General features: G+C 42.3%; 27 protein-coding genes and 1 pseudogene. 17 read left to right on the top strand and 11 right to left on the bottom strand.

The annotated features are described in order from the left end of the window. A partial coding sequence (locus EOD41_RS20835) for an alpha/beta fold hydrolase (protein ID WP_164850006.1) occupies window positions 1-548 on the top strand: 548 nt, incomplete at its 5' end. Between the two features lie 498 nt (window positions 549-1,046). On the opposite strand, the gene EOD41_RS19710 is transcribed toward EOD41_RS20835, so the two are convergent. The 3 genes from EOD41_RS19710 to EOD41_RS19700 form a co-directional block, all read right to left on the bottom strand. Then, window positions 1,047-1,415, bottom strand: a complete 369-nt coding sequence (locus EOD41_RS19710) for a nuclear transport factor 2 family protein (protein WP_205780610.1) — start codon at window positions 1,413-1,415, stop codon at window positions 1,047-1,049. 38 nt (window positions 1,416-1,453) lie between these two features. Further along, window positions 1,454-2,200, bottom strand: coding sequence for an SDR family NAD(P)-dependent oxidoreductase (locus tag EOD41_RS19705; RefSeq protein ID WP_205780609.1), 747 nt, complete (start codon window positions 2,198-2,200; stop codon window positions 1,454-1,456). 116 nt (window positions 2,201-2,316) lie between these two features. Then, a complete protein-coding gene (locus EOD41_RS19700; RefSeq protein WP_127708272.1) occupies window positions 2,317-2,898 on the bottom strand; it encodes a Crp/Fnr family transcriptional regulator in 582 nt (193 codons plus the stop codon). 115 nt (window positions 2,899-3,013) lie between these two features. Here EOD41_RS19700 and EOD41_RS19695 point away from each other — a divergent pair, with 115 nt between their 5' ends. Continuing rightward, a complete protein-coding gene (locus tag EOD41_RS19695) occupies window positions 3,014-3,373 on the top strand; it encodes an alcohol dehydrogenase catalytic domain-containing protein (RefSeq protein WP_127708269.1) in 360 nt (119 codons plus the stop codon). Beyond that, on the top strand, window positions 3,340-4,020 hold the full coding sequence (locus tag EOD41_RS19690; RefSeq protein ID WP_164850005.1) for a zinc-binding dehydrogenase: 681 nt from the start codon (window positions 3,340-3,342) through the stop codon (window positions 4,018-4,020). The genes EOD41_RS19695 and EOD41_RS19690 overlap by 34 nt, the downstream gene beginning before the upstream one ends. Window positions 4,021-4,091: 71 nt before the next feature. On the opposite strand, the gene EOD41_RS19685 is transcribed toward EOD41_RS19690, so the two are convergent. From EOD41_RS19685 to EOD41_RS19675, 3 genes are read right to left on the bottom strand one after another with little or no spacing between them, the layout of a single operon-like run. Next, a complete protein-coding gene (locus EOD41_RS19685) occupies window positions 4,092-4,922 on the bottom strand; it encodes a hypothetical protein (protein WP_127708263.1) in 831 nt (276 codons plus the stop codon). Between the two features lie 28 nt (window positions 4,923-4,950). Continuing rightward, a complete protein-coding gene (locus EOD41_RS19680) occupies window positions 4,951-5,391 on the bottom strand; it encodes a nuclear transport factor 2 family protein (RefSeq protein WP_127708259.1) in 441 nt (146 codons plus the stop codon). Between the two features lie 19 nt (window positions 5,392-5,410). Further along, window positions 5,411-5,869 (bottom strand): nuclear transport factor 2 family protein, encoded by a 459-nt coding sequence (locus EOD41_RS19675; protein WP_127708256.1) that lies wholly within the window; start codon window positions 5,867-5,869, stop codon window positions 5,411-5,413. A 221-nt stretch (window positions 5,870-6,090) separates the two neighbouring features. Between EOD41_RS19675 and EOD41_RS21115 the strand changes: the two genes are divergently transcribed. Then, window positions 6,091-7,254 (top strand): sensor histidine kinase, encoded by a 1,164-nt coding sequence (locus EOD41_RS21115; protein WP_240663509.1) that lies wholly within the window; start codon window positions 6,091-6,093, stop codon window positions 7,252-7,254. Next, entirely contained in the window at window positions 7,232-7,966 is a 735-nt protein-coding gene (locus EOD41_RS19665) for a LytR/AlgR family response regulator transcription factor (protein WP_127708253.1), read from the top strand. Before EOD41_RS21115 ends, EOD41_RS19665 begins: the two co-directional genes overlap by 23 nt. A gap of 11 nt (window positions 7,967-7,977) precedes the next feature. Here the strand turns inward: EOD41_RS19665 and EOD41_RS19660 are convergent, their stop codons facing one another. Beyond that, window positions 7,978-8,418: a DUF5655 domain-containing protein gene (locus EOD41_RS19660; RefSeq protein ID WP_127708250.1), complete on the bottom strand. Its 441-nt coding sequence runs from the start codon at window positions 8,416-8,418 to the stop codon at window positions 7,978-7,980. A 246-nt stretch (window positions 8,419-8,664) separates the two neighbouring features. Between EOD41_RS19660 and EOD41_RS19655 the strand changes: the two genes are divergently transcribed. Next, window positions 8,665-9,171, top strand: coding sequence for a PAS domain-containing protein (locus EOD41_RS19655; RefSeq protein WP_127708247.1), 507 nt, complete (start codon window positions 8,665-8,667; stop codon window positions 9,169-9,171). Window positions 9,172-9,569: 398 nt separating this feature from the next. Here the strand turns inward: EOD41_RS19655 and EOD41_RS19650 are convergent. The 3 genes and pseudogenes from EOD41_RS19650 to EOD41_RS19640 all read right to left on the bottom strand — a co-directional run bounded on the left by EOD41_RS19650 (window position 9,570) and on the right by EOD41_RS19640 (window position 11,378). Then, window positions 9,570-10,306 (bottom strand): annotated as a pseudogene (locus EOD41_RS19650) (SDR family oxidoreductase). Next, complete coding sequence (locus EOD41_RS19645; protein ID WP_127708244.1) at window positions 10,303-10,728, bottom strand: darcynin family protein; 426 nt, start codon at window positions 10,726-10,728, stop codon at window positions 10,303-10,305. The pseudogene EOD41_RS19650 and the gene EOD41_RS19645 overlap by 4 nt, the downstream one beginning before the upstream one ends. Window positions 10,729-10,802: 74 nt before the next feature. Then, the gene (locus EOD41_RS19640) at window positions 10,803-11,378 is read right to left on the bottom strand and encodes a Crp/Fnr family transcriptional regulator (protein ID WP_127708241.1); all 576 of its coding nucleotides are present in this window, start codon (window positions 11,376-11,378) and stop codon (window positions 10,803-10,805) included. Between the two features lie 409 nt (window positions 11,379-11,787). On the opposite strand from EOD41_RS19640, the gene EOD41_RS19635 reads away from it, so the two are divergent. The 11 genes from EOD41_RS19635 to EOD41_RS19590 all read left to right on the top strand — a co-directional run bounded on the left by EOD41_RS19635 (window position 11,788) and on the right by EOD41_RS19590 (window position 20,329). Then, window positions 11,788-12,219: a MarR family winged helix-turn-helix transcriptional regulator gene (locus EOD41_RS19635; protein ID WP_205780607.1), complete on the top strand. Its 432-nt coding sequence runs from the start codon at window positions 11,788-11,790 to the stop codon at window positions 12,217-12,219. Between the two features lie 4 nt (window positions 12,220-12,223). After that, window positions 12,224-13,249, top strand: coding sequence for a phosphotransferase (locus EOD41_RS19630; protein ID WP_127708238.1), 1,026 nt, complete (start codon window positions 12,224-12,226; stop codon window positions 13,247-13,249). A gap of 381 nt (window positions 13,250-13,630) precedes the next feature. Then, the gene (locus EOD41_RS19625; RefSeq protein ID WP_164850004.1) at window positions 13,631-14,269 is read left to right on the top strand and encodes a TetR/AcrR family transcriptional regulator; all 639 of its coding nucleotides are present in this window, start codon (window positions 13,631-13,633) and stop codon (window positions 14,267-14,269) included. Between the two features lie 374 nt (window positions 14,270-14,643). Then, on the top strand, window positions 14,644-15,537 hold the full coding sequence (locus EOD41_RS19620) for an NmrA family NAD(P)-binding protein (RefSeq protein ID WP_127708232.1): 894 nt from the start codon (window positions 14,644-14,646) through the stop codon (window positions 15,535-15,537). Window positions 15,538-15,548: 11 nt separating this feature from the next. Beyond that, window positions 15,549-16,463: a helix-turn-helix domain-containing protein gene (locus tag EOD41_RS19615; RefSeq protein ID WP_127708229.1), complete on the top strand. Its 915-nt coding sequence runs from the start codon at window positions 15,549-15,551 to the stop codon at window positions 16,461-16,463. A 263-nt stretch (window positions 16,464-16,726) separates the two neighbouring features. After that, the gene (locus tag EOD41_RS19610; protein WP_127708226.1) at window positions 16,727-17,248 is read left to right on the top strand and encodes a GNAT family N-acetyltransferase; all 522 of its coding nucleotides are present in this window, start codon (window positions 16,727-16,729) and stop codon (window positions 17,246-17,248) included. 100 nt (window positions 17,249-17,348) lie between these two features. Next, window positions 17,349-17,522, top strand: coding sequence for a hypothetical protein (locus EOD41_RS20830; RefSeq protein WP_164850003.1), 174 nt, complete (start codon window positions 17,349-17,351; stop codon window positions 17,520-17,522). Between the two features lie 192 nt (window positions 17,523-17,714). Continuing rightward, on the top strand, window positions 17,715-18,434 hold the full coding sequence (locus EOD41_RS19605; RefSeq protein ID WP_127708223.1) for an SDR family NAD(P)-dependent oxidoreductase: 720 nt from the start codon (window positions 17,715-17,717) through the stop codon (window positions 18,432-18,434). A gap of 40 nt (window positions 18,435-18,474) precedes the next feature. Further along, a complete protein-coding gene (locus EOD41_RS19600) occupies window positions 18,475-19,461 on the top strand; it encodes an amidohydrolase family protein (RefSeq protein WP_127708220.1) in 987 nt (328 codons plus the stop codon). An 11-nt stretch (window positions 19,462-19,472) separates the two neighbouring features. After that, entirely contained in the window at window positions 19,473-20,090 is a 618-nt protein-coding gene (locus tag EOD41_RS19595) for a cupin domain-containing protein (RefSeq protein WP_127708217.1), read from the top strand. Continuing rightward, window positions 20,087-20,329: a helix-turn-helix domain-containing protein gene (locus EOD41_RS19590; RefSeq protein WP_164850002.1), complete on the top strand. Its 243-nt coding sequence runs from the start codon at window positions 20,087-20,089 to the stop codon at window positions 20,327-20,329. The genes EOD41_RS19595 and EOD41_RS19590 overlap by 4 nt, the downstream gene beginning before the upstream one ends. 223 nt (window positions 20,330-20,552) lie before the next feature. On the opposite strand, the gene EOD41_RS19585 is transcribed toward EOD41_RS19590, so the two are convergent. Then, on the bottom strand, window positions 20,553-20,882 hold the full coding sequence (locus EOD41_RS19585) for a DoxX family protein (protein ID WP_127708211.1): 330 nt from the start codon (window positions 20,880-20,882) through the stop codon (window positions 20,553-20,555). Window positions 20,883-22,094: the final 1,212 nt, after the last annotated feature.

Genomic DNA, 22,094 nt, shown 5'->3' with positions numbered 1-22,094 from the left:
GGGTAGCAGTGACATTTGCACTTGAGTTTGAACAATCACTAAAAACCCTGTCAGTCCTCGATGCTGGTATCCCCGGGCTAATACCCGATGAAATCTTCAGTCCGGTGAATGCCAAAAAGATATGGCAGTTCTATTTCCATGCCATCGACGACATTCCGGAATTTCTGCTGGCCGGTAAGGAAGCTGAGTACCTGAACTGGTATTTTAAGAATAAGACAATCGTAAAAGACGCCCTGAGTGATGAGATTGTTTCACATTATGTACAATGTTATACGGGTAAAGAAAACTTAAAATACGGTTTTGAGTACTATCGCGCCTTTATCGAAAGCGCCAGGCAAAACCTAGCCTATAATGCTAAACTAAGTATACCGGTTTTGGCTATCGGTGCGGAATACGGACAAGGGTTGAACATGGGTATTGCCATGCAGAAAGTGTCTGAACATCCTGTTCAAAGCATCAGCATTGAAAACAGCGGCCATTATATTGCGGAAGAACAGCCGGAAGACTTGCTGAAGGTTTTATCGCCTTTTTTGTCAGCCCATCAATAATACGAAAGGTGTCTCTCAAATAGAAAAGCTGTAGCATTGATTACGGCTCTTCTGTTAACGTATTTCCACCGCCAGGATGGGGCGCAATGCCCGGTCCGTGGGCATTACCGAATTGATTTGGTAATTTTACAGTCCTAACAATACCTTTGTGAAAATTGCTGTTTTTGAATAGCGATTACCGCATAGTGGGTATGCGTTGATGTTGGCCCTAGCATTTGATCACAGCGTTAATCATGCTGTCGATCAACACCGAGAAAACAAGTGTTGAGTCGTTGGTAAACAAAAATCTTTTGCGCTTTTTATTTTAAAAAGGGCTTACGAGTGAGACCAAAAGATTATGAGTATTTTGTTGCTCTTAAATATGCGAGTTGGAAATCGTGTCTTACGACTTACAGAAGCTAATTTAAGACTATTTCGTCTTTTAGTCAAGAATACTCCGTTACATATTTGTTACTAGAATAAGAATTGACTTAAAGGCAATTATAGTAACGTCCAACATTACTTAATATCCAGAAAAAGGTATAGCGCGCTGATCTTACCATCTGCTATAGTAGCGATATCCGTTCCTGTCGCAACGGGAGAATCACCGGGTACACCCAAACGCCAGCGAATTTCCTGAATGTTGTGGTTTACGCGGCCAGGTAGTAAAAGTTCGAACTTAAAACCGTCAGGCCATTGCGCTTGCAGTCTGCCGATCAGCTCATTGATCGCCTGGTGCCCTACAAAGGCAGGGCTATCATTCGACTCATAAAAAGCAATGTCGGTCGCATAAACGTCCTTCATGATCTCTAACCGGCGTTGTGCATCGCGATCGTTCCAGATACGCAGCAGGCTGTCTTCCAATAATTGTGCTGTATTTTCCATCATTTTTTCGTTAGTGAGTTAAATAATTATAAGAGTCCTCCTCAGGTTGTCTGGCCACCATCTACGTTGAGTGTTACACCGGTTATGTATTTGGCATCGTCGCTTGCCAGAAAGACAACCGCTGCGGCAATATCACTGGTTTCTCCATAACGGCCCAATGCTACCGACTGCACCATGGCCTCGCTGTAAGGCCCATTGGCCGGGTTCATATCTGTATCGATCAAACCTGGTTGTATAAGATTGACTGTGATATTCCGGCCTCCCAGGTCGCGGGCCCAGCTACGGGTATATGCGGCAAGGGCTGCCTTAGTAGCGGCATAATCGCCTATGCCCGGATAAGGTGAACGGCTGCCACCGGTCGAGCCGATATTGATGATCCGTCCGCCCGCGCTCATATGGGGTAACGCTGTACGGACCAGGTGAACCGCACCATGCACATTGACCTCCCACTGTTTTTCCAAGGCATTGATATCGGCATTTGCGTCATCAATAGATCCTGTGACGAACAGACCGGAACTATTGACCACGATATCGAGTCTGCCAAATTTTTGCAGGACAGCATTTACAGCGGCAGTCAGTTCGTCCTGGTTACCTGTATCTGCCTTGATCGCTATTGCCTGTTCACCGCCGGCAGACAACCCGGCGGCCAAAGCCTCTGCCTTTTCTTTAGAACTGACATAAGTAAATGCTACTTTAACGCCTTCTTCAGCCAATCGGTTAACGATACCGGCGCCTATGCCGCGGCTACCACCTGTAACCAGGGCAACCTTTCCTTTTAATGATCTCATGATGTTTATTTTCTTTTATGATTACATCACAAAGGTCAGGCAGCAAGGGCAGCAGGAACGATGAGGTTAATTATCAAAAACCGTTGATATTTATCAACGTGTTGCTTGGCTCGCCATTATTTCCTGGCGGCCTGGCTACGAATGCGGCTCAATGTTTCTTTGGTGATACCCAGGTAAGAAGCCACAATATGCTGCGGAAAGCGCTGTAAAAATTCCGGGTAGGTTTTGGCAAGTTCCTCAAACCGCTTTTCTGCACTATGACTGATCGACACTAACACGCGTTTTTGCGCGGCAATGGAATAGTTCTCATCCAGGGTCATCCGCATTTCGGCAAATGCAGGTATATTACTTACGCGGGGAAGCTCGGTCTTAGGTAGCATGAGCACTTCCGTTTCTTCCCAGGCGTCGATATTATATACCGAGGGAACGCTCCTGAAGTAACTTTCCCGGTCACCTGTCCACCAACCCTCAATGCAAAGGGCCATGATATGCTCATTACCTTTTTCATCAACGGAGTACTGCCGGGTGGCTCCCTTAAGTATAAAGCTCAGGTTTTTGCAGACATCGCCGTCCTGCAAAAGAAATTGCTTTTTCTTATAGCGCTTAAAGACCATTACCTCCCGCAACAATGCTATATCGGACGTTGAAAGGTGTGTCTGTGCACGTTGGTTAATATATTCTATTAGCGGTTCAAGCATACATCCAAATATACAATTCTGCAGGCGTTGATCTATATCAACAGATTTTGATGCGCCAGGTCACCTTAGCAGGCGGTCTTAATATCTCAAATTTGCTTTATAAAATCAACAAAACATGAAAACGATAGCCAAGAACGCCGACACTGTCATATTTGAAAACACTGGCAGTGCAGATGTACTACAAGTTAAAAACCTGACCATCCCAGCTCCGGGACCAGGCGAGGTACGTATCGCCACCAAAGCACTGGGATTGAACCGGGCTGATGTGATGTACAGAAATGGCGCTAACCTTGAACACCCGATATTCCCGGCCAGGATCGGCTATGAAGCTTCCGGGGTAGTAGATGCTGTTGGCGAGCATGTAACACATGTGCAGGCCGGCGATAGGGTAAGTATCATCCCGGCATTTTCACTGAATCAATACGCCATGCACGTGAGCTGGTGCTGGCACCTGCCTATGCCGTTGAAAAGATAACTGACAACCTGAGCTTTCAGAAAGCCGCCGCCTTGTGGAGCACCTACCTGACCGCTTACGGCCTGCTTATCGACCAAGCTAATGCACAAACCGGGCAGTTCGTACTGATCAATGCCGCTTCCAGCGCGGTTGGGATCTCCGCGATCCAGATCGCTAATGCAGCTGGCGCTATTCCGATTGCCATCAGCACGTCCGCAGCAAAAAGAGCAGCGTTGCTTGAGGCCGGTGCTTCCTATGTTATCGTTAGCAGCGAACAGGATATCGCAGAAGAGGTCAACCGCATTACGCATCATAAAGGCGCAAATATCATCTTAGATGCGGTGGGTGGTCCGGCTTTCAGCGGTTTGCTTGCCGCCGCAGCGCTCAAAGCCAGGATATTGATCTATGGCACTTTAAGTCCTGAACCTGCAACCATCAACACTTGGGAGATACTGAAAAAGAACGTGCAGATCAGCGGTTTTACGGTTGCCGATGTAAACTTTGACCCATCCCGGTTACAAGCTGCAAAGACGTTCATTTACGAAGGATTAGCAAGCGGCAAATTGAATCCAGTGATCGCAGGATCATTCACGCTGGACGCCATAGCAGATGCTCACCGGTTCTTGGAATCGAATAAACAGGTCGAAAAAGTGATCATCAGCCTTTAATTATTGATAGCGGCCATTAAAAACTAATGGCCGCTTTAACAATAATAAAGCTATTTTCTTAACTGATAGACCTATTGCCTGATCAACCAAGGTGTCACCCCTCTCGGCCCGTAAGAATTAGATGTGCTTAATGAAGTTGTTATACGTACAGCTGAAAACTCGTAGGCATCAACATATAATATCTTGCCGTCAGCCGAGAGCACGCCATAATATGAAATACTGGTAATTTTGTTCGCCGTCACTAGTGGGTTAACGCCCCAGAATGTGATACGTGAACCATCCTGTTTAAATTTTTCGGCAAAGTTTAGTGCCGGATCAAATGCTACGAGGATAAACTCACCGTTTTGCTTATAATTGGTCACACCCCTTTCCAGAAAATATATAACGTTTACATCCGGGAACCATCCGGGATGTTCCGGCTGCGCCCAAACACCTACCACGCTGGGTGCATCTTTGGGAAACAGCTTCATATCGACCATGGAGATAATGGGTGAAGAGCCACCGGTGATGGTTTTCTTATCGGCAGAGATCCTATACACCTGCGGTGAGTTGTATTGTTCATCCCCGGGCAGATCAAAAAGTATCGTGACATAGGTGAACCCCTCGGCGTCCTCTTCTACTTTTGTTATTTTACCGTGCACATCGCCACGGCGCCATACACTAAGCGTTAAATGCGACCAGGCGGTAACACTATCCTTCGCCCCGAACCGTAAAGACAGCGGGCGGGGAAAATAATGATTGCCAACATTCGCTAGTCCGGTATATTCTGTGTTCGAAAAGCTGTATAGGCCTTTGGTGTCTTTATCCGGATCTTTTTGTGTTTTGTCTTTTTTACAGCCTATATTTAACAAAAGTAGGTGCAACGCTGATATAGTGATCAGCAGATGAATAGCTTTTTTCATAGTGCAGAAATTTAGAGTCTAACCTTCTTTACTTTACATCAATGATGGTCGCCTGCCGTGCAATGATCCTCCAGCCGTCCTTTTCCTTTAGCCAGACATTGGTGTACCGGCGGGTCACTTTTTTCCCGGCGTTATCCGTTGCTTTTTCGGGCTCATTTTCTTCATAACCCATCGTTACCGCAACAGGGCCGTTGATCGTTATCTTTTCGATGACACGACTAAAAGTCGTATAGGCGATCTTGCCTTCCTTCATCAGCTGCCGTATTTGAGTGACGTTCACGACCCTGTTTGCCGGGTTATTCACCACAAAACTTGGCGACCACAACTTCTTTAAGGTGAGGGTATCGCCACTAATAGTGGCTTTTGCTTCCAGTTGATCCAGCCTATGGATCTCGTTTTCGACGGCGCTTTGAGCGATGGAGAATTTAATAACGAGTAACAGTAAAACTGTCAAGATGCTTACTTTCATGAGTGTGATCGTATTAAAGTTATTTATTAGTTACAGGGAATAAGTTCTCATCTACCTGCGTACCCTGGCCGGCCACACGGCACCAATTACCAGCGGTTTTGTGATATACTTCCAAACGGCGGACCTTGATATTCATGTCGCGGCCATCAACCACGATATTTACATTGATCAGCAGGTTGACCACCGCTGTGGTGCCATCATAGATCCGGATGAACTCATTGCCAGGTACCGGTCTGACGGACTTAAATACCAGTTTCTCTTTTTTCTGCGCTTCGATCCATTGCTGACGGGTGAAGGAAATGTCACCTTTGGGTCCAACGGCGATCATATCCGCGCAATCGATGTTCGTGTTGGGGACCTGGCTGCGCAAAAGTTGTCGGATTTCCTGGCGCTCCTTGGGGTAGCTGGCCGTATCGATCTGCGCGAACGCACCAAGCGATAAAGAGGTCAAGAAAATGAAGGTCAATAATGCTTTCATCGTATTCGTTTTTGTTCAAATCTACCAGAGTTGGCAATACAGAACTTGGAAAGTAGCCCGGCGTAGCCATTCCGAAAACATATACTTGATCTTTGTCTATCAGATCATTTCGTCGTCGATGAAATGATTTGATCGTTATCTTCACTACGTTTGTCGAATAAGTAGCAGGCGATAGTTTCCTTTAATAGCCTATATGTATCTTAGTGTGATAATTAACGCTGATGCAGCAAATACCATTTATTTATTCCAACAGCACTCAATGGCGGCTATTGCGGCATCTTAGCTTTTGGCTGCTTTGGTTCCTGTTCCAGCTTTTGCTGTACTCGTTCTCGCCGTCACCTGCCTTGCAGCAACAACCCTTTCTGCACCGCCTGATCATCACATCACCGGAAACCTTGATGTATATGATCCCAAGTATGTTTCTGGCTTACACGCTCATGTATCTGGTCATTCCTAAACTGGTGTTGCCAGGCAGATATCTTTGGGCTATTTTAAGCGCGGCCTTATTGGTCTTGATAACCGCTGCTTTGTCAGCAGCCTTATCCATGACCGTGATTGACTACATACGTCATTTGAATGCGGACGAGATCTCACCGATTGTTGCGCGGGAGCCTCATCCGGCGTTTTATGTGCAGTTCGGCGTGGCCATGCTGGCCGGTTTGCGCGGCAGTATCACCGTGGGCGGCGTGGCAGCTGCGATCAAGCTCATGAAGTGCTTCTATGAAAGACAGCAGGCGGCGCTGCTGCTGGAAAAAGAAAAAGCGAATGCCGAACTGCAGATGTTAAAGGCGCAATTGCATCCGCATTTCCTGTTTAACACGCTTAATAATATTTACTCGTTTACCCAAGAAGTGTCCGAGAAGGCATCGGGAATGATCATGGGACTATCTCAATTGCTCCGGTATATCCTGTATGATTGCAGTATGCCCTTGGTGCCGCTCGAAAAAGAGCTGAAAATGATAGGCGATTATTTTGCACTGGAGTCGGCACGGTATGACCAGAGTCTGGATATATCCGTTCAAATGCCGAAAGCAACTGATCATTGGATCTCGCCGTTAATGCTTTTGCCCTTTGTTGAAAACGCCTTCAAACACGGTGCAAGCCAGGTAACTGAGCATCCCTGGATCAGCCTTACTGTTCTTGTGATCAACGATGAACTGTCGATGAAACTGATCAATGGCAAACCTGTTACCAGTAAAAACGCGAACCCGGGGATCGGGATCACCAATGTGCTCAAACGTCTGGAACTATTGTATCCCGATAGGCATGAACTGGTGATCAATGAAGAAGAAGAAATGTATATCGTAAATCTGAAGATCATGCTTGCAACCGTTCCTGCAGATGTGGTGAAAACTGTTTATAATGGAACCCGTCAGGAAATATAACTGCCTCATTGTTGACGATGAACCGCCTGCAAGGGAGGTGTTGCGACGTTATGTCGCTCAGCTACCGATGCTTACCCTGATCGGGGAATGTGGTAATGCGGTGCAGGCCATTGGCATGCTTAAACAACACCACATCGATCTGCTGTTCCTGGATATTCAAATGCCACAGATCTCGGGGTTGGATCTCGTTGGCACACTGGTCAATCCGCCAAAGATCATCCTGACGACCGCATTTGAACAATATGCGGTAAGGGCCTTTGAATTGGATGTTACAGATTACCTGGTCAAGCCTATCCGTTTCGATCGGTTTCTGAAAGCGGTTATGAAAGCACTGCCGGAGCACGACGTTAAAAACGAAGCCCAACCGCCCCTCAACACTCAGGATAACGTTGATCATGCTTTCTTGTACTTTCGCGCCGATCGGAAAATGGTCAAGGTCATGCTTGGCGATATTCTATACATCGAAAGCTTAAAGGATTATGTAAAGATAAATACGATCAAAGGACCGGTCATTACTAAATATGCGATCACTTCCCTCGAGAGCATGCTTCCGGCGGCGTCATTCATCAGAGTACATCGTTCCTATCTTACAGCGCTGGATAAGATCGATTCGTATACCCAAGATGAAATTAACATAGGAAGCGATGTAATTCCGATCGGAAAGCTTTACCGCATGCAAGTGTTGAATGTTTTGACAAACGCCAATGGCTGAAAAGCATTCATTTATTGGAGGTCAATTCCAAGGTCCTCCTGGCGTTTCTTGCGCATTAATTCGTAAGATCCACGAATGTAGACGAATAAACCTGGTCCTACGTCATCTACAGCATCAACGCGAATATGGTTCTCATATTTGTTACCCACTTTGATGCTTTTGATGATCGGCTTTTCCGGATGTGCCACGGCAGAATAAAGTTTGATGTCCAGCCATTTTTTCATCGGACGGATGATCAGAAAACCCACCCTCCGGGTAAAGACAATACAATTCGGCGTTATGCCCACAAGTACTTTCTCCCAATCCGCCACTTCGGCTAACATCTTATCAAACGCCAATACCAATTCCGGAGAGCGGCCTTCAAACAAGCTGTCCAGGCTGACCCGCTGGCAATAATGCCGGTAATCTTTCCAGGGCAGTTCGCGATCACATTTTGGGCAGGTCCAACTCATTGTTTAATTTTTTGCTAAAATAATGCCGAACGCTTAGGAAATCTCACTGGCTACACCACTATGAGCGATAAACAATTGAGAACCTGATCTTGTTAATTCTCCGGGAAGGTTTGCGAAGGGTTAGCTCATAGCATGTAAATTTCGTATCGGCATTTAGAAAGCGTATTGAAAGGGGTATGTCAGATCTGCCGTATTACTTGCTAGTTAATATTTGTTACCTTCACCATTGCATTTCAATCCACGCCTATGGAAAACACGCAAAAGAATTTTGACACAATCACTGAGCTCAATGAGTTATTAGAGAACTACTTTCGCAATACCATCATCCCGCAGCTGTTTGTAGACGCGAACCTGGTGCTGCGAAAGTTCACGCCGCCCGCAATGCGCCAGTTTAAATTGAAAGATTCGGATATCGGTAGACCAATTGAAGATATTATCGACAATTTCCGGTTTCCCACCTTTGTTGAAAATATCCATCAGGTCATCGCAACCGGTGAAATTTTAGAAAAAGAGGTCCAGACACTCGACAAGAGTTGGTTCCAGATGAACATACTGCCCTATGTAATGAGGGCAAATTATAGAACAAATGGTGTGATCATTACCTTCGTAGATATCACAGCGAGAATACGTATATGGATGAAGCAAACATGCCGTCATTTGGTTGAAGCTATATATGGATTCTACCCTCTGTGGTTGACCATGGAGGGTTTATATAGCTTTATGGTTGACACCACCTACGTGCACTTACATTAAATTGGTTCTGCAAATTTAAACGTTTAACTCGTCATCACCTGCATTAGGGATTGAAACGGCATCCTTCGAAAGAAGATAAAGTGGAAAGCCCGACCGTAGGAATGCCCACAATCTTGGTTAACTTAATACTAAAGGTTCAGCATAAAATTTCACATCAGGAATATGATAAAAAATTATCTGCCGCATTAGCGGTTTGATGACCATACGTCAATAACATTTGCTAACTCATATCCTGTTGAAGGGTACAGTTTTTATTGGGTGAGGTAACGGCCCGTCCCACAAAACTTACAGTAAAATCATTTCAACAATTATTAATAGGCTTAAGTTAATCTGATATAAGAAAAAGCAATTAATATGTTAAAGAGGCTGATCATCTGATCAGCCTCTTTAACATATCCTTACAATCCATTCTTCATGATTCTGCAGGCCAGACGGGGAGAAACTCTGTCAATCAGCTTAAGCAATTTTGTCTTGCCGATATAGCTTTCTAGCTTGTTATTCTTGAAGTTCTGCCAAAACTCGTCTACAAGTTCCTCCGGTAGCATTTTTGATTTTCCTCTGCCATGGGTCATTGGCGTATCGATTAGCGATGGAATGATCTCAAAAACCTTCACGTTAGCATTCTCCAGTTGATAGCGCAGTGTTTTTGTGAAACTGTGGAGCGCGGCCTTTGTTGCGCAATAAACAGGGGCTGATTTTTTTGGAGCTATAAAGAGCCCACTGCTTACATTTACTATAGCAGAATTTCCGTTGTTTTTCAAGAAGGGAAGTAGCAATACTGACAGCTTTACGGGAGTGGTAAAATTTGTCGCTATTTCCTCGTCAGCCATAGTTATAAAATCAGGTTCTTCTGACAGCATATAGTTGTGCTGTACTGCGGCATTATGAATAACAATATTGACCTGTGGGTGATTTAATCTGATAAATTCACAAAGTCCAGGCAAGGACCGCTGATCGGACAGATCGCAGACGTAGGTGTCAATCTGGGAGTTCTCATCCTTTATTTTTTTAATTTCGGTGCGTCTCTTCCCACAATGATAACCTTATTGTCGAATTTTAAAAATCTCTTGGCCAGGGCAAGTCCAATACCCGAGCTACCGCCGGTTATGAGGACGGTGTTATCATTCACCCTCATTGCTTTGGCCTCTGAAGTTCTTCATTGAAATCCTCGAACAAATTTTCTTGTCCAACAATGATATCGGTTATTTGAAAGTAAGGGACACCATATATCTTGGTGTCGCGAAGCATTTCGACCATTAGTTTGTAGTCGTGCAACTCGTGGGTAGTGACGATCAGAAAATCTGAAATTTTTGAATGAAAATATTCGCTATCGAACATTTTTACATTGACGGTCTTCGCTACCTTTCCAAAAATGGGCATGAGCTGATCTTCGAGAAAATCGCTACGTTGTTCTCTTGTCAGGGATAGCCACTGTGGCGTCGCATTCATCAGCAGCAGGATGGTGTAAGGTTTTTTCTTTTCCATGATTTTTTGTTGTTTTTGGGCATAGCTATGCAGGGAAAGCATCAGAAAGCCCATTAGGATAAATTGTTTCATTTTAACAGTATCTGTGACTTATACTGCAAAATTGACCTTGGAAAGATAGAAATCCATTTACATAGGTAAAGAAATCACCTTTTAGCGATCTTTCTCCTGATTCTGCCCAACTGTGTAGGGGTAATACCAAGATATGATGCGATATGATATTGTGGAATGTGCTGCTCAAGGGACGGAAAATCCTTCTGGAAGATTTTGTAACGTTGTTCTGAATCCATCAGTACAATCTCTATTTCACGTTGTTCTTTTTGAATAAAGAACTGTTCGGCGAGTAGCCGCGAGATCCTTTCGATATCTGGAAAGGATGGATACAGCTTTTCGATATCCGCATAATTAGCAACAAGAAGCTCACAATCCGTAAGTGCCTGCTGATTGATAACATTTGTCTTTTTTGAGGTAAGAGAAGCATAGCCGCCTATAAAACAATGCGGGATAAAGAAATGCTTATTGTATTCGATCCCATCCTCGCTCTGGTAAAACGCACGTAATATACCCGAATTCAGGAATCCAATCTCTTTTGCCATCTGACCTTCACGTATATAAAACTCACCCTTTGTTAAAGTCTTGACAGTAAAAAGATTTGAAAATTTTTCCCAGCTAGCCGTTGAAAGAGGTGAAAGTCGGTCAAGAAAGATCTTTAGTTCATTCATTGGGATTTAATTATACAATAAAGGTAAGAACTATAGCATTCTTTTACCTGAGATTAGTAACCTTCCTAAAATTCACAATTTCAAGAGTTTTGCATCAAGCACACTTAAGTCGCGGCACTGCTATTAATGATGATAAAAGCCGGGATAGTCACCAGCGAATTTAATCTTCGAAAACGAGTGTTCAGATTATAATATAATAATAACTGAAGTTATCTTCTAATATATTCTATTGTCAGAATAAAAAACTGGCAGAATCATTCTCTCCATTTCACGGACTGGAGTCAAAAGGAAACTTTCAGGCATTTATAGCAGATATAATATGCGAGGGGATAACAATTTAGTTCAATCATTTTTAAGAAATACTCAATATAAACTAATATATTTGACAACTCAATGACTAATCAAACACATGGCAATTAAAAATAGTTCGTTAAAACTGATTATGAACCTGGCAAAGGTTCAAGCCGTTGTATCTCGCAAATTCGACCGACTATCAGTGCATGGCATAGGTTTCAGTGACTTTCTCATTCTTCACTTGTTGCATCATGCACCTGGTGAGCAGTTACGCCGGATCGAACTGGCGGAAAAAATTGGGCTAACTCCATCAGGCGTTACCAGATTAGTTATGCCGCTGGAAAAATCAGGATTAGTGACTCGTCAAGCCAACGAACGTGATGCAAGAGTCAGCTACGCTAAAATAACAGCTACCGGAAAACGGATTTATAATGAGGCTATGAAGACCGCCGATAGCATTGCTGATAGTATTATTCCAATAACTTATATAGAAAAAGACCGTCCTATTGCCGAATTATTTCAGATGCTTGGCGGTGACATTGATTAACTTTATGGACTTTATTGATATAATTCCTCTCCATCTGAGGAACTCAGTACAAATCGCTTTAAAAAACACTTTCGGCACTACCTCAATCAATGATTTCTCATTATTGACGGGAGGGCTATCAACTGCAATGACCTATAAGGTTGGTGTTAAAAAGAAATTGTATGTAATTAAACTTGCCTTATCTAACATCAATGAAAGAACGGTCAGCAATGCCAATTTATCCCTCTCAGCCGCTGCAGGCATTGCGCCACCTGTATATTATTTAAACAATGATCCTGGAATTTCAATTTGCGAGTATATTGATACTCAACCAATACGTAAGATATTTGAAACTAGTGAATTAATTGTGAAATTGGCAACCACAGTAAAAAAAATTCACAATTTAAAGGCAGGAAATGGAGGACAATCTTTATTTGATACGGTTGATGATTTGATAGCTGATTTTAAGCGGTCACCGATCTTATCTGGACCCCTTATAGAAGAATGCTTTGAAAAATATAGGGTGTTAAAGAAACACCTTAAGTTGCCGGAATCAGACAGCGTTTTTAGTCACAATGACCTCAACCCCAATAATGTTTTGTGCGATGAAAAGCAAATTTGGATTGTCGACTGGGATACAGCGGGTATGAACGACCGCTACATAGATCTGGCGAATCTTGCTAACTTTTTTATACACACTGAAGAACAGGAAAAAGCATACCTGAATATCTATTTTGATGGGAATGTAGACAAACAAAAGCATGCCCGTTTCTTTACCATGCGGCAGGTTTGCCGGATGGTTTATGCTTTGCTCATGTTTAAGCTTGCCAAACACCACAAGCCTGTAGATTTTGCACATGATCAGAAAGTGGACGGAATATCTCTGGAATTTTTTTTTAATTTGATAGAAAAGGGTGAGATATCCTTGGCTACGTACGAGGGGCAGTTGATGTATGGTAAGGCGCTGTTGAACACTGCGCTTGATCAAATCCGTTCCCATCGATGGGAAACATCACTCGCGCAGTTTATGAATAGTTCAAATTATGCCTAAGTAATTTGAGGTTGCCAAAATCATTCCATACTTAAACGAAACTGAGATTTCGAAAGCGCTCCAGGTTAATCCCCTGCGCAATAGTATTTGCATTTCTGCAGGCTTACCGACAGTACAGTGCTTTCTCGATGCTTTGCATTGCTAAATTCAAGTTTAGCGCTATCTTTCCGTTTTTAGTCCTATCATAAACGTTTATCGCCACTTGATTAATAAATCAAATCGGATTTCTTTTGTAATTAAACATTTACCAGACTAACAAAATTGCAGGAAGTTATCATTAACCTTGCTCGATCTACCCTATCGTGGAGCAAAATGTTAACTAACGGTATAGGCGATTCACTCAACGCATTGCATTTAACGCTCACTGACCAAACCTTGATCATGAAAAATAAAGAAGCAACAAAGCGGAAATTAATTGATGCGATAGGAGTAATCATTAATGCAAAAGGATTTGAGGACATTCGCATCAGCCGGGTAGCGCGCATCGCTGAGGTTGATCGGAAATTGGTCTACAGGTATTTTGGTAATTTAAATAACCTGATCGAAGCATATATTTTAGAGAACGACTATTGGATGATCTTCGCGCAGGAATTAAAAAAACTTGCGGAGGAACTGACAGAATCAAATTACGAAGCTACGGTTAGTAGGTTATTAGAGGACCTTTTTCGCTTTTTTATACAGGAACCGAAGATGCAAAATCTTATCCTTATTGAACTGTCCAACTTAAACCCGTTAATGCGCAGCATACATAATTTAAGAGAAGATGTAGGGCAGCAGTTTTTCGAAAAAACAGACCCGTACTTTCATAGATCCGAAGTGAACTTCCGGGCGGTGGCCGCGTTACTTGTTGGGGGCATTTATTATATCATCCTGCATACTCGAAAGAACGGCTATGTTTTTGCGGACCTGGATCTAAAATCCGAAGAAGGGACAAAAGAAATTCTCAAGGCGGTCTCACAAATTATAAGCTGGGCCTTTAAAGATGCTCAAGCGCATAGGAATAGCGCGAAACTGTACTAGTGGAGAAACATTAAATCTAAACATATTAGATGATAATGTGATAATAGACGCCTATCACTATTTTTTATTATTACAAGGCCTCAGTAATTAAATTACACTTAACAACGATGAATACCTGACATAGATAGATAAAATATACATCAATTTTCTAAGAACTGGTCTGAAAAAATGAGACAATCGTACGATTACAAGCAATAAGTACCAATCTAACAATAAGGAGAGCCAAAATAAAGTACTTAGCAATGTCAACGCCATCGACTAATCGATAATATCACTGCTCCAGAGTTCGGCATTTTGGCTCAAAGAATGTGGAATATGACTAAGTTTCGTATTTGAGCATAAATGAACTTTGTGAAACAATAAAAAAACGAACTATGAAAATTGTAGTAACAGGTTCATTAGGCAACGTTAGCAAGCCGCTCTCAGAAAAGTTGATCGATAAAGGTCATGAGGTTATCATCGTTAGTAGTACCCCCGAACGGCAGTCGGCCATAGAAGCATTGGGTGCAGAAGCCGCTATTGGTTCGGTTGATGATGTTGCTTTTTTAACTGAAACCTTCAGAGGGGCGGACGTGGTTTATCTTATGGAACCGCCGATTGATTTCTTTGATCACAAGGCTGACCTTGATACACACTGGACTAATGTGGCCAAAAGTTATAAAATTGCGGTACAACAGGTAGGAGCTACGAAAGTGATTCATTTAAGCAGTGTAGGTGCGCACACCGACAAGGGTAACACTCTATTTGCCATTCATTACAAGGAAGAACAAATACTGAGAGAGTTGCCGGACAGCGTATCTATCAAACACATGCGGCCGGTAGGTTTTTACACTAACGCGGCCCGTTTCTTCTATAGTATTAAAGAGCAGGGAGCTATTTTGGCCAACTATGACGGCAACAGTATACACCCCTGGGTGTCGCCTTTAGATATTGCCGACGCCATTGTTGAAGAAATTGAACTGCCGTTTCAGGGCAGAACTTTCAGGTACATTGCCAGCGAAGAACTGTCGGGCAACCAGATCGCGGAAATATTGGGCGAAGCCTTGGGAAAGCCTGGAGTTAAATGGCGGCAGATTTCTGACGAGGATCTGGTTAACGGTATGGTATCAACCGGCATGAGTCCCGTTGTGGCAAAGGGCTTCGCCGAGATGCAAAGCTTTCAGGGAAGCGGGCGATTATATGAAGATTATTATCGACACAAGCCAGTATTGGGTAAAATAAAGTTTAAAGATTTTGCAAAGGAATTCGCTAAAGTGTATCATCTGTAAAGTACCCGCGCATGGAAAATAACCCCCCGGTTCATATAAGAACCATCAGTGAATACCATAAGCTTTGTGGTTTACCAAAGCCGGAGCATCCGTTAATAAGTTTGATCAACCGGGAGGAAGTAAAACATACGGGCAGCATCAGCCTGATACTTGATTTCTATTCCATTTCTGTCAAGCGGGACGAAACAGCCAAATTCAGGTACGGCCAGCAGGAATATGATTTTGACGAAGGCATAATGTTTTTTATTGCTCCAAATCAGGTATATGGAAAAATTGAAACCGGCGAATCCTCGTCAATGAAAAAGTCAGGGTGGATGCTTTTAATTCATCCTGACTTTTTTTGGAACACCCCATTATCAAAAAAGATCAGCCAATACGAATTTTTTGATTACGCTGTGCACGAGGCCCTGTTCCTTTCCGAAAAAGAAGAAAATGTAATAGAAACTATCGTATGTCAGATACGGCAGGAGTATCAATCAAACATTGATAAATTCAGCAAAAATATCGTGGTATCGCATATCGAAAACTTACTCAGTTATGCTGAACGTTTTTACCACCGGCAGTTTATTACCAGGGAAAAGGCTCATCATCAACTACTGGAGAAGTTCGAAATTTTCCTGAACAATTATTTTAACAATGATGACTTGGTTGTAAAGGGTTTACCAACCGTTTTGCTCATCGCGCAAACCTTAAATGTTTCACCAAAGTACCTGGGCAATCTGGTGAAAATACTCACCGGTAAAAACGTTCATCAGCATATCCATAATAAACTGATTAACAAAGCGAAAGAAAAATTATCAACTACCGATTTAACCGTTAGTGAGATTTCCTTTCAGTTAGGCTTCGAACATTTGCAATCGTTCAGCAAACTTTTTAAGCGCAAGACCAATCTCTCTCCCCTGGAATTTAAGCGATCTTTTAATTAAGCTTAGCCTCTTCTCTTTATGAATACATTAAAGCGGGGAATGAAAGAATCGGAGATTTAACGGCTTTTGGCCGATTGTGTTATGTCTGTGCCTTATGTAACAAAAATAATTCCTTAACCATTCATAACTTTGTGTATAGAAGTTATCCTGACTAAATATATCCTTATTTAACTCGAGGAAATCAGCGCTATATCATTTATTAATATTTGTTTACTACCTACAATGGCTTTTATTTTGTTTCATAACTTTCAATTGAAAAATTAATGATTTTTAAGGAATACGCCAATGATAAGGTGAATTTACATCAATTATCTTTAGCCGATGCTGAAAGCTTTTATGGTTTATATCAACATCCTGAGTTGGCAATAAATTTTGATGAATGCGCCTTTCTTCCGAACGAAACACCTAAAGCATTTACCGGGCGCATAATTTCTTTATGTGAGTGCATATTTACTATCAGGATGGTAAACCAAAGTGACCTTGTAATTGGGGAATGTGCTTTGCATCACTTGAATCAAGCGACGAATGAGATCACTATCGGAGGATCTTTATATCCGGAATACTGGGGCAAGGGACTAATGCTGTCCGCTTTCGGAATATTAGCAAATATTGCCAGTCAAGAATTTGGCGTGAAAACTCTGCTTGCATCAACGAAAACAAAAAATTCAAAAGCGATAAGATTTGCTGAAAAGATGGGCTTTACAAAATACAAGGTAGAGGGCAACGAAACGATGATGAAGAAAGCTATTATAAATTATGATCAATTTTATAGTAATAGAGAATAACGGAACAATCGGTGGCGGCTTAGCCAGGTGCAAATGAAACCAGTTTGACAAGGTCCTTTCAACGAGACCATAAAGCAGGTAAGAACGTCTCGGTGATTTTATGGAAACCTGGCAGGGAGCGCTTTCCGTTTTATTTGCAGCCGTTGCTGAACAAGCTGTAGCAGGAAATATATATGAACCCGAGGAAAACGGATTCGGAGGTTACCCCTCACTGACACCGACCCAGTTGCAGAACAACGCACTTAACGAAAATTTGGATAAATCACTTTGGTAAATTGCTACACGGGCCACCAGAGTCTATTTTCTGGATTGATTTTGCTTATATCGGTCTTACTAAAAACATGAAGTTCATTTTCCAACTTAATGCTATAAAAAAAACGTGATTAGTCCTATAATAACCGTTTATCAATACTTGTTTGGTGCTTGCAATGGCTTTTATTTTGTTTAAACAACTATCAAGTGAAATATGAAAAAAGTACTGATAACCGGCGCAAATCAAGGTATCGGATTTGAAACAGCCAAACAACTGGGCTTACTCGGCTATAGCATCTATTTAGGATGCAGGGACTTAGATAAGGGAAATGAGGCATTAAAAGAATTACAAAGCCTGGGCGTTAAAAACGCCGAGCTGATTGTTATCGATATTTCCTACAAAAAAGGAGTTCTGGAAGCTGTTAATTCCCTTAAAGCTAAAACAAATTATCTGGACATTTTAATCAACAACGCGGGTATAGCAGGCACTGAACCTCACCTTATAGATTGTGATATTGAAAACCTTGCTGAAATATTTAACACTAATGTGTTTGGTACACTTCAAACTATCCAGGCATTTCTGCCACTGCTCAGGAAGTCGCCTCACCCATCCATAATCAATGTATCGAGTGAAGTAGGCTCTCTTAACATTCTGGCGGAACTTGATAAGAATTCCAGCCGCAGTAACTTTCACGTCTACGGCCTGTCTAAAACCACTATCAATGCACTTACACTAATGCTCGCCAGCGAATTGCAGGACCAGGGCATCAGCGTAAATAGCGTTACGCCGGGATTTACGGCAACACAACTTAACAACTTTCAGGGCACTAAAACACCGGCTGAAGGTGCGGCACCTATTGTTGAACTGGCAACTAAATCTGAATCAGGCATTACCGGTAAGTTCTTTAAAGAAGGCGGAGAAGCGCCCTGGTAGGCCGGTAAATAATAACCCTGAACATTATAAATTATAAACAATGAAGATAATCACCATAGAAGAACACATCTCCTTTCCTGAAATGGCTGAACAGGTACCCAGTGAAGCATTGGGTGGTTTCGGGCAATCGGAACGGATGGAAAAGCTGATACCTGACCTGGCCGATATTACCGGGAAACGCCTTGAATCAATGGACGCAAATGGTATAACCATGCAAATACTGTCTGTTGACAGCTCGGGCGCCAACCTGCTGCCGCCTGATAAAGGTCCTGCATTCGCTACACATTATAACGACCTTATCTGGAAACAGATAGAAAATCATCAGCATAGGTTCAGTGCATTTTCGCATTTACCCATGACGGCGCCTGCTGCAGCCGCGGATGAGCTTGAACGTGCGGTGACTTTGTATAACTTTAGGGGCGCGATGATCAGGGGAACTACCAACGACTGTTTCCTTGATCATCCCAAATTTGCCCCTATTCTTGCAAGGGCTGAAAAATTGGGAGTGCCCATCTATATTCATCCCGGAATACCGCCAAAGGGAATCATCGATATTTATTACAGCGGCCTTCCCAATCATGACGGTATGGCCGAAGCCCTTGCCTGCTATGGGTGGGGCTGGCATGCTGAAACTGCCCTGCATGTATTACGTTTGTTGTATGCCGGAATTTTTGATATGTATCCCAAACTAAAGATTATTATCGGCCATATGGGAGAAATGCTGCCTATGATAATGGCAAGGGCCGAACGTGCTTTAACGCCGGGCGCCGGTGGAGCCAATCAGCGCACGCTTTCTGAAACTTTCCATGATCAGCTTTTTATAACAACCAGCGGCTTTTTTACGCAGCCGCCGTTAAGGGTAGCGCTGGATACCTTCGGCATCGATAACATCATCTTCTCGGTAGATTACCCCTTTAGTACCAATGAACAGGGTGTGGCCTTTATAAAAGAAATTGACCTTCCTCAGGAAGATATTTTAAAAATCATCTACGGTAATGCGGCCCGCCTGCTAAAACTTGACAAGTAGTGTATTTGGTTATGAAGAACATCCCGATAGACCGGTTACACGAAAAGACCACCTTAGGGGTACAGATTAAGCGTTTTACAAACAGCTACAACCGTTCCATTGATAATGCAATCCATACTATTCACCGGGACGACCATTATATTTTTTTCCTATTAAAAGCAGGACACGGGAAGCTTGAAGTCGATTTTACAGCGATCGACATCTGGCCAAACCACCTGTTTTATATTTTACCCTCACAGGTACACACCAAGATAGCAGCAGACCAGCCGGAGGGCTGGTTTATTGCCATTGATCCATCCATTATTCCTAAAAATTTAAGGGAATTATTTGAGTACCGCCTTAACCTGCAAACGCCCTGTGTTATAAATGATTCCAGCTACTGCCAAATGGATCAGCTGCTACTGATTTTAGAGCAGGAAGTGTTATATAGCAAGGATGATGATTTTCAAATTGCTGTACTTCATCCGCTGGTACAATCATTCCTGGGTATGAGCGCAAGGGCGTGTAAACTTTTAGAGATCACTGATGATAAATTGAAAAATCAGCGGAACTTGCCAGGAAGTTCAGGATCTTGCTGTCGGATGATCGATCACTTTTTAAAAGACCATCTGATTATGCAGCAGCTTTGAATGTTACTACCGGTTATCTAAATGATGTGGTAAAAAAAATCACCGGCTCATCCGTAACGTATTGGATACACCAGGAGTTCTCCATTCGCTCAAAGAGGGCACTCTACTATACCGATATGGACATTAAAGAGGTGGCCTATTTATTCGGATTCAATGACCATGCATACTTCATTAGGTTGTTCCGGAGACTGAACGGCATAACACCGCAAAAATTCAGACTACTGAAACGCCAGAAATAAACATACCTATGAATTCCAGGTTGCTTGTCCGCCTGCCCACTTAGGTCAACTCGGTAGCAGCGGACCTCTCAAAAGATAAAGATTATCATTAGTGTAAAAGACTGAAGTACAAAGTTTGTACTTCAGTCGGATAATGAAATGTTGGCAGAATATTTTAACGTATTCTACTTTTGCGCATTTATTGACTCAAAATATCAATAAACCTAAAATACGCAACAGTTGCTTATAACGTAAAAACCACAATCAACATTGGGAGCATCTTGTATTCATGCTTTCTTGAATGAACTAACATACCTGCAGCCATAATTATACAAAAGCAAACCGCTGTAATTGGCGTTAGTATCGGAACAATTCCGGTAAACCACGGCACTATAATGCCTAAACATCCGAGTAATTCAAAAACTCCCAGTATTCGAATTGGCAATATATTATCATTAGGTTGCAAATGCCCGTCGGCAATATGCTTCTCCTTACTGCCAGTTAGCTTTCCTAAACCTGGCATAATAAAAAATAGGGATATTAATATTTGAGTAACCCACAAAAATGTATTCATTTTTACTTGTTAAAAATTACAAAAAGAATTTAAGATCATTTTCGACAGCGCATAGAATGCCACCTTGAATAATTCAAGTGCTGCCTTTCGAAAAAATTGTCAAGTGAAGAATTTTTGACTAGTTAGTCGTTTCGGGGTTGGTCTAAATAAAGATTAACATCTTCCATTTTTTTTTACTTCAATCACTAGAGCAACAAACCAAGTTAACAGCATACAAGCGTATTCTTAGCTGTCGTCATATTCATTCAAATACGAGGAATATCACTGCTCGCCCCAATCCTGGTCATTAGGCGGATCTTACTAGGGATTACGCGTGATTTGTGATAAAATACAAAAAATAAATCGATAATCCTGCTACCGATTTATTTTCTGTTCAGCGCTGCTTATTCAAAGTAATTGAAGTTGGCAACCCAAGTTCAGCATTTGGAAACCATTCAGAATGTCCTAAGACCTAGTTATTGTATTGTTTGAATTATAGGTTAATAAAAATTTTGCCGACTTGTCCTCGTGTGAAGGGTCTGTAATGTATAATATTAGGGTATTATTGCTCCCCCCAGTTGATCCGCCTATTATTTTATAATTTCTATCCACAGAATTTATGCGCACAGTTGCCGTACCAATTAGGGCTTCAGCGGTGGTTCTCGATACTACTGAGCGAATTTTTTAAGTGGATCCTTATACTCTTCGAAACATTTTTTGACGTCCAAGTTCCAACGAATTTCCGATTGTTTAGGTCTGTAAACTTGTAAAATTTTGCTGCTGGCAAATTTCCTTTTGCACTCACATCTCTTTTCACAGTATCTAAAATTCCGTTAGATTGAGCGCTTGCTGTTTTAGCAAAGGCAAATTGAAATAATGCCAAGCAAATAATGACTGTTTTTTCATTGTATTTAGTGACATGGTTTGTAAGTAATATTGCCTGCTGCATCTCTGCTGACCAAAGTCCAAGGGGTATTAGACGATGATTTATACATCAACGATAATCCGATCGGGGTTGTCCCACTGTTCATTGTGGCTAAAAAATTTGACAAGTTGTTCATGTTTCGCGTGGGTGTATTATTACTATTTACATAGTTTACATAAAGGCTCTTAAATTGGTATTGAATTGGTATTGAAACGGCCTGCTCCGTAACTTGTAAACTGAGACAAATTGGTGATTGCAGCTATTGTAAAAGTTTGTTTATATTAAATGTTTATGTGATTTGTTTAATC

The organism is Mucilaginibacter limnophilus (assembly GCF_004005815.1).
Taxonomy (GTDB): Bacteria; Bacteroidota; Bacteroidia; order Sphingobacteriales; family Sphingobacteriaceae; genus Mucilaginibacter; species Mucilaginibacter limnophilus.
This window is presented reverse-complemented; position numbering and strand designations above follow the sequence as displayed.

Coding starts and splice junctions, on each gene's coding strand:
- EOD41_RS19710 (WP_205780610.1), bottom strand. CDS start 1,415: ATGATGGAAAATACAGCACAATTATTGGAAGACAGCCTGCTGCGTATC.
- EOD41_RS19705 (WP_205780609.1), bottom strand. CDS start 2,200: ATGAGATCATTAAAAGGAAAGGTTGCCCTGGTTACAGGTGGTAGCCGC.
- EOD41_RS19700 (WP_127708272.1), bottom strand. CDS start 2,898: ATGCTTGAACCGCTAATAGAATATATTAACCAACGTGCACAGACACAC.
- EOD41_RS19695 (WP_127708269.1), top strand. CDS start 3,014: ATGAAAACGATAGCCAAGAACGCCGACACTGTCATATTTGAAAACACT.
- EOD41_RS19685 (WP_127708263.1), bottom strand. CDS start 4,922: ATGAAAAAAGCTATTCATCTGCTGATCACTATATCAGCGTTGCACCTA.
- EOD41_RS19680 (WP_127708259.1), bottom strand. CDS start 5,391: ATGAAAGTAAGCATCTTGACAGTTTTACTGTTACTCGTTATTAAATTC.
- EOD41_RS19675 (WP_127708256.1), bottom strand. CDS start 5,869: ATGAAAGCATTATTGACCTTCATTTTCTTGACCTCTTTATCGCTTGGT.
- EOD41_RS21115 (WP_240663509.1), top strand. CDS start 6,091: ATGCAGCAAATACCATTTATTTATTCCAACAGCACTCAATGGCGGCTA.
- EOD41_RS19665 (WP_127708253.1), top strand. CDS start 7,232: ATGGAACCCGTCAGGAAATATAACTGCCTCATTGTTGACGATGAACCG.
- EOD41_RS19660 (WP_127708250.1), bottom strand. CDS start 8,418: ATGAGTTGGACCTGCCCAAAATGTGATCGCGAACTGCCCTGGAAAGAT.
- EOD41_RS19655 (WP_127708247.1), top strand. CDS start 8,665: ATGGAAAACACGCAAAAGAATTTTGACACAATCACTGAGCTCAATGAG.
- EOD41_RS19645 (WP_127708244.1), bottom strand. CDS start 10,728: ATGAAACAATTTATCCTAATGGGCTTTCTGATGCTTTCCCTGCATAGC.
- EOD41_RS19640 (WP_127708241.1), bottom strand. CDS start 11,378: ATGAATGAACTAAAGATCTTTCTTGACCGACTTTCACCTCTTTCAACG.
- EOD41_RS19635 (WP_205780607.1), top strand. CDS start 11,788: ATGGCAATTAAAAATAGTTCGTTAAAACTGATTATGAACCTGGCAAAG.
- EOD41_RS19630 (WP_127708238.1), top strand. CDS start 12,224: ATGGACTTTATTGATATAATTCCTCTCCATCTGAGGAACTCAGTACAA.
- EOD41_RS19625 (WP_164850004.1), top strand. CDS start 13,631: ATGAAAAATAAAGAAGCAACAAAGCGGAAATTAATTGATGCGATAGGA.
- EOD41_RS19620 (WP_127708232.1), top strand. CDS start 14,644: ATGAAAATTGTAGTAACAGGTTCATTAGGCAACGTTAGCAAGCCGCTC.
- EOD41_RS19615 (WP_127708229.1), top strand. CDS start 15,549: ATGGAAAATAACCCCCCGGTTCATATAAGAACCATCAGTGAATACCAT.
- EOD41_RS19610 (WP_127708226.1), top strand. CDS start 16,727: ATGATTTTTAAGGAATACGCCAATGATAAGGTGAATTTACATCAATTA.
- EOD41_RS20830 (WP_164850003.1), top strand. CDS start 17,349: ATGGAAACCTGGCAGGGAGCGCTTTCCGTTTTATTTGCAGCCGTTGCT.
- EOD41_RS19605 (WP_127708223.1), top strand. CDS start 17,715: ATGAAAAAAGTACTGATAACCGGCGCAAATCAAGGTATCGGATTTGAA.
- EOD41_RS19600 (WP_127708220.1), top strand. CDS start 18,475: ATGAAGATAATCACCATAGAAGAACACATCTCCTTTCCTGAAATGGCT.
- EOD41_RS19595 (WP_127708217.1), top strand. CDS start 19,473: ATGAAGAACATCCCGATAGACCGGTTACACGAAAAGACCACCTTAGGG.
- EOD41_RS19585 (WP_127708211.1), bottom strand. CDS start 20,882: ATGAATACATTTTTGTGGGTTACTCAAATATTAATATCCCTATTTTTT.